The organism is Actinoplanes sp. NPDC048791, assembly GCF_040650095.1.
In the GTDB taxonomy this organism is placed as follows: domain Bacteria; phylum Actinomycetota; class Actinomycetes; order Mycobacteriales; family Micromonosporaceae; genus Actinoplanes.
On record NZ_JBEZGQ010000730.1, the window covers coordinates 1 to 4,423 of the forward strand.

General features: G+C 73.1%; 5 protein-coding genes. 3 read left to right on the plus strand and 2 right to left on the minus strand.

Annotation, left to right across the window (positions count from 1 at the left end; genetic code table 11):
- Together AB0C29_RS35615 and AB0C29_RS35620 are read right to left on the minus strand one after the other, a co-directional pair.
- Positions 1–1,387 (minus strand): GGDEF domain-containing protein (locus tag AB0C29_RS35615; protein WP_360829878.1); only part of this gene is annotated, 1,387 nt, incomplete at its 3' end.
- 45 nt (positions 1,388–1,432) lie between these two features.
- Entirely contained in the window at positions 1,433–2,179 is a 747-nt protein-coding gene (locus AB0C29_RS35620) for a hypothetical protein (protein WP_360829881.1), read from the minus strand.
- Positions 2,180–2,318: 139 nt separating this feature from the next.
- On the opposite strand from AB0C29_RS35620, the gene AB0C29_RS35625 reads away from it, so the two are divergent.
- From AB0C29_RS35625 to AB0C29_RS35635, 3 genes are read left to right on the plus strand one after another with little or no spacing between them, the layout of a single operon-like run.
- Positions 2,319–3,047, plus strand: a complete 729-nt coding sequence (locus AB0C29_RS35625; RefSeq protein WP_360829884.1) for a histidine phosphatase family protein — start codon at positions 2,319–2,321, stop codon at positions 3,045–3,047.
- Entirely contained in the window at positions 3,031–3,876 is an 846-nt protein-coding gene (locus tag AB0C29_RS35630; RefSeq protein WP_360829887.1) for an NAD(P)H-hydrate dehydratase, read from the plus strand. The genes AB0C29_RS35625 and AB0C29_RS35630 overlap by 17 nt, the downstream gene beginning before the upstream one ends.
- 44 nt (positions 3,877–3,920) lie before the next feature.
- A complete protein-coding gene (locus AB0C29_RS35635) occupies positions 3,921–4,334 on the plus strand; it encodes a CBS domain-containing protein (RefSeq protein WP_360829891.1) in 414 nt (137 codons plus the stop codon).
- Positions 4,335–4,423: the final 89 nt, after the last annotated feature.

The following is a 4,423-nucleotide window of genomic DNA, read 5'->3' on the forward strand; positions in this document are numbered from 1 at the left end:
CGGCGGTGACCCCGATGCTGAGCCGTGGCGTCATCTCGTGACCGTCGATGAGCAGCGGTTGCTGCACCTCGGTGAGCACCCGCCGCAGCAGGGCGGCCGCCTCGGTGTCGGTCAGGCCGGGCAGCAGCAGGGTGAACTCGTCACCGCCGAGGCGGGCCACCGTGTCCCCGGCCCGCAGCAGCCCGAGCAGGCGGCGGCTGACCGCCTTGAGCAGGGCGTCGCCGGTGCCGTGGCCGAGCCGGTCGTTGACGGTCTTGAAGTCGTCGAGGTCGAGCAGCGCCACGACGAAGCCGCCGGCGGCCAGCCGGGCGGTGACCTGTTCCTCGAAGCTGGCCCGGTTGGCGATCTCGGTGAGTGAGTCGTGCCGCACCTGGTGGGCCAGCTGCTCCTGGTACGCCCGCAGCTGAGTGAGGTTGCTGTCCACGGTGGCGAGCAGCCGGTTGTTCTCCCGCAGCGCGGTGACCTGCCGCACCACCACCAGGGCGGTGATCGCCACCGTCCCGGCAGCGACGATCCGCCCCTCGGCGCTGGGGATGTCGGTGCCCAGCAGCATCGCGTCCATGCCGGCCACCGCCAGGTACGGCACCACGCTCACCCGCTGCCGGCCGCGCCGCGCGACGGGCGCCACGACGCGGGCCCGCAGCTGCCGGCCGGCGGCGAGCTGCGCGCAGAAGCAGGCGATCGGCACGGCCAGGAAGGTCGAGTTCAGCTCCGGCCGCTCGTCCAGGAACGGCATCAGCGAGCCGGTCGCGGCGGCCAGCGCGGTGCCGAACGACAGCAGGTGCACGGCCCCCCGATCCAGTCCACCGGCGCCGGTGAAGGCCACCTTGACGAATGCGATCAGCGACACCGAGGCGATCATGACGATGCCCAGCAACGGCGCCGCCGAACCGGTGTGCGCGACCCAGCCCTCCGCGTGGATCAGCACGAAGTGCCAGACCAGGATGCCGCTGGTGATCAGGATGATGCCGGCGTCGAAGCCGAAGCGCGCCCAGTCACCGCGCGAGCGCGCCTCGGCCGGCAACCGCATCAGCGCCCAGACCAGGACCAGCAGCAGGAGCAGGTACAGAGCCGTGGTCGTCAGGCTGATCCGCTGGTGCGGCGCCGGGCCGGTGAGCGCGTCGCGGGCGTGCAGGACCAGGGTCACGGCCAGCACCCCGACACAGGCCGCGAAGTGCTGCCAGAACCGGCGCGTCGGTGCGGCCAGCTCGGTGCGCCGGCCGACCTGCCAGCACGCGTACGCGGTCAGCACCGCCATCACCGGCAGCGGCAGCCACCCGGTCACCGGGTGCAGCCCGGCGCCCAGCAGCCCGGCGGCGAAGTTGCCCAGGCTGACCGCGAGCAGCGCGCCACCGGCGACCACGGGCGTGCGCAGTCCTGCGATCATGAACCCGCTCATCGGTAGCGACGAGCGGGTCTGAAGGACTTCCGGTCAGTCCGCGTCCCGTGACTCGCCGGCGGCCTCGGTCTCCTCGGCGCGCTCGCCCGTCTCGCCGGCGGTGTCGCCGGCCTCGGCCGGGGTGGTCTCCGGCCCGCCGACGCCGGTCACCGGTGCCTGCAGATCGGTGCCCACCTGCGGCCGGTCGACCCAGAGCGCGCGCAGCTGGCCCTGCATGAAGGTGGTGAGCCGGGCCCGGTACTCGCGGTCGAAGTGCTCCAGCGCCTCTATCTGCTGCTGCAGCGCCTCGCGCTTGGCGATCAGGCTGCCGACCGAGTCCTCGTAGCGCTGCTGGGCCTGGAGTTTGAGCTGCTCGGCGTGCCCCTGGGCGTCGCCGATGACGGCCGCGGCCTCGTCCTTGGCCTGGGCCAGGATCTGGTCGGCGGTGCGCTTGGCGTCGTCGGCCCGCAGCCGGGCGTCGCGGGCGGCCTGCTCCGACGTGGCGCGGGCCTCGGCCAGCACCTTGTCCGCCTCGCAGCGCACGTTGTGCGCGTGCACCTGGGCGTCGCGGGCCGACTGGTCGGAGGCGGCCTGCGCGTCGGAGCGGATCTTGTCCGCCTGGCGTTTGGCTATCGCGACGTGTTCCTCGGCCGTGCGCTGCGCCAGGGTCAGCACCTGCAGGGCGTGGTCCGGGTGCAGCGGGCCGCCGGGCACGACCAGCGGGTGTTCCGAGGTCGCGGTGTCCGCGGACGTGCCGTTGAGCACCGCTTTGACCCGCGCCTTGATCTGGTTGTCAGTCACGATACCTCCGGTAGCCAGGGCGAGGTCCGCGCCGTGGACCTTGCCTCCCTCCTAACGGGCCAGGGCTGCCGGACGCGACGGCCGGGGGTCGCTTCATTGTTGGTGGTAGTCCTCACCCCGTCCGGGTAAGAGGCTGGCCATGGAGCAACTGCAGTGGCTGGGCGTCATCCGTCATGGCCAGAGCACCGGAAACGTGATCGCGCAGGACGCCGAGACCGGCGGGCTGGAGGCCATCGACATCCCGGAACGCGATGCCGACGTGCCGTTGTCCGGCACCGGCCGCGAGCAGGCCGAGGCGGTGGGCAGCTGGCTGAGCGGGCTGGGGTCTGACGAGCGGCCGCAGGTGGCGATCGTCTCGCCGTACCTGCGGACCCGGCAGACCGCCGAGCTGGCGCTGGCCGGCACCGGCATCCCCGCGGTGGTCGACGAGCGGCTGCGCGACCGGGAGCTGGGCGTGCTGGACCTGCTCACCGCCCGCGGCGTGCAGGCCCGGCTGCCGGAGGAGTACGCCCGCCGCGCCCGGCACGGCAAGTTCTACTACCGGCCACCCGGCGGGGAGTCCTGGGCCGACGTGCTGCTGCGCCTGCGCGCCCTGCTGCGTGAGCTGCGTCAGGACCATCCCGGTGGGCGGGTCCTGCTGTTCGGTCACGAGGCGACCGTGCTGCTCGTGCGCTACCTCGCCGAGTCGCTGAGCGAGGCCGAGCTGATGGAGGTCGCGCACGCCACCACCGTCGCGAACTGCTCGATCAGCACCTGGCGCCGCGGCGACGACGTGCTGCGCCCGGAGCTGTTCAACTCCGTGGTCCACCTGCACCAGGAAGGTGCGCGGCCCACCCGGCAGGAGGAAGTCAATGCCGAGCCCGTCTGAGGCCGAACGGGTCATCACCCCGCAGGTGCTGCGCGACTGGCCGCTGCCCGATCCGCAGGGCGGCAAGGAGGCCCGCGGCACGGTCCTGGTCGTCGGCGGGTCTCGGTCGACGCCGGGCGCTGTGCTGCTGGCCGGTGTCGCGGCGCTGCGGGCCGGGGCCGGGCGCCTCCAGCTCGCGGTCGAGCCTTCCACGGTGAGCGCGCTGAGCATCGCCGTGCCCGAGGCCAAGGTCGTCGGCCTGGGGGAGAACCAGGACGAGCTGGAGCAGCTTGCGGCGGACGCCGACGTCGTGGCGGTCGGTCCCGGGCTCGACGACATCGACCTCACGTCGCGGCTGCTGCATTCCGTGCTCGACGCGGTCGGCAAGGACACGGCGATGGTGCTGGACGCGTACGCGCTCGGCGCCCTGAGCAAGGAGCAAGATCTGCTGGCCGGCCGGTCCGCGCGGGTGGTGCTGACACCGAACGTCACCGAGGCCGAACGGCTGCTCGGGCGCGAGCCGGGCGACGATCTCGCCGCCGAGGCCGCCAACCTGGCCGAGCGCTACCAGGCGACGGTCAGCCTGTTCGGGCACATCGCCACCGCGGACGGCGGCCGCTGGCGCGAGGAGAGCGGCGACGTGGGCCTGGGCACTTCGGGCAGCGGTGACGTGCGGGCGGGGATCGTGGCGGGCCTGCTGGGCCGTGGTGCCGAGCCGGCCCAGGCGGCCTGCTGGGGCGCGTTCGCGCACGCGGTCAGCGGTCAGCGCCTGGCCCCGCGGTTCGGGCGCACCGGATTTCTGGCCCGCGAACTCGTCGACGAGGTGGCATACACGATTGCCACGGTCTGAGGCGGGTACGCGACAGGTATCCACCGAGCGAAGGGAGACCCCCGATGACCACCGCACGCGAGATCATGACCCCCGACGTGACCTGCATCGGTGAGAAGGAGAACCTGGCCGAGGCCGCCCGCAAGATGGCCGACCTCGACGTCGGCTCGCTGCCCATCTGCGGCGAGGACAACCGCCTCAAGGGCATGATCACCGACCGCGACATCGTCGTGAAGGTCGTGGCCAAGGACCGCAACCCGGCCGACTGCACGGCCGGTGAGCTCGCCCAGGGCAAGCCCGTCACGATCGGCGCGGACGACGACGCCGCCGAGATCCTGCGCACGATGTCCGAGCACAAGGTGCGCCGGCTGCCGGTGATCGACGGCCACCAGCTGGTCGGCATCGTCGCGATCGCCGACGTCGCCAAGGCCCTGCCCGACCGCCCGGTCGGCGACCTGATCGACGCCGTCACCTCCTGATCGGCCCGGCCCGGGGTGGGGGTCGCGGGACCCCGCCCCCACCCCGGGGGGCTCAGGCGGGCACCAGCACCTCGGAGAGGCGGGCTGCG

Excerpts from the sequence above, each read along its gene's own strand:
- AB0C29_RS35625 (WP_360829884.1), top strand. The coding sequence starts at position 2,319 with ATGGAGCAACTGCAGTGGCTGGGCGTCATCCGTCATGGCCAGAGCACC.
- AB0C29_RS35635 (WP_360829891.1), top strand. The coding sequence starts at position 3,921 with ATGACCACCGCACGCGAGATCATGACCCCCGACGTGACCTGCATCGGT.
- AB0C29_RS35630 (WP_360829887.1), top strand. The coding sequence starts at position 3,031 with ATGCCGAGCCCGTCTGAGGCCGAACGGGTCATCACCCCGCAGGTGCTG.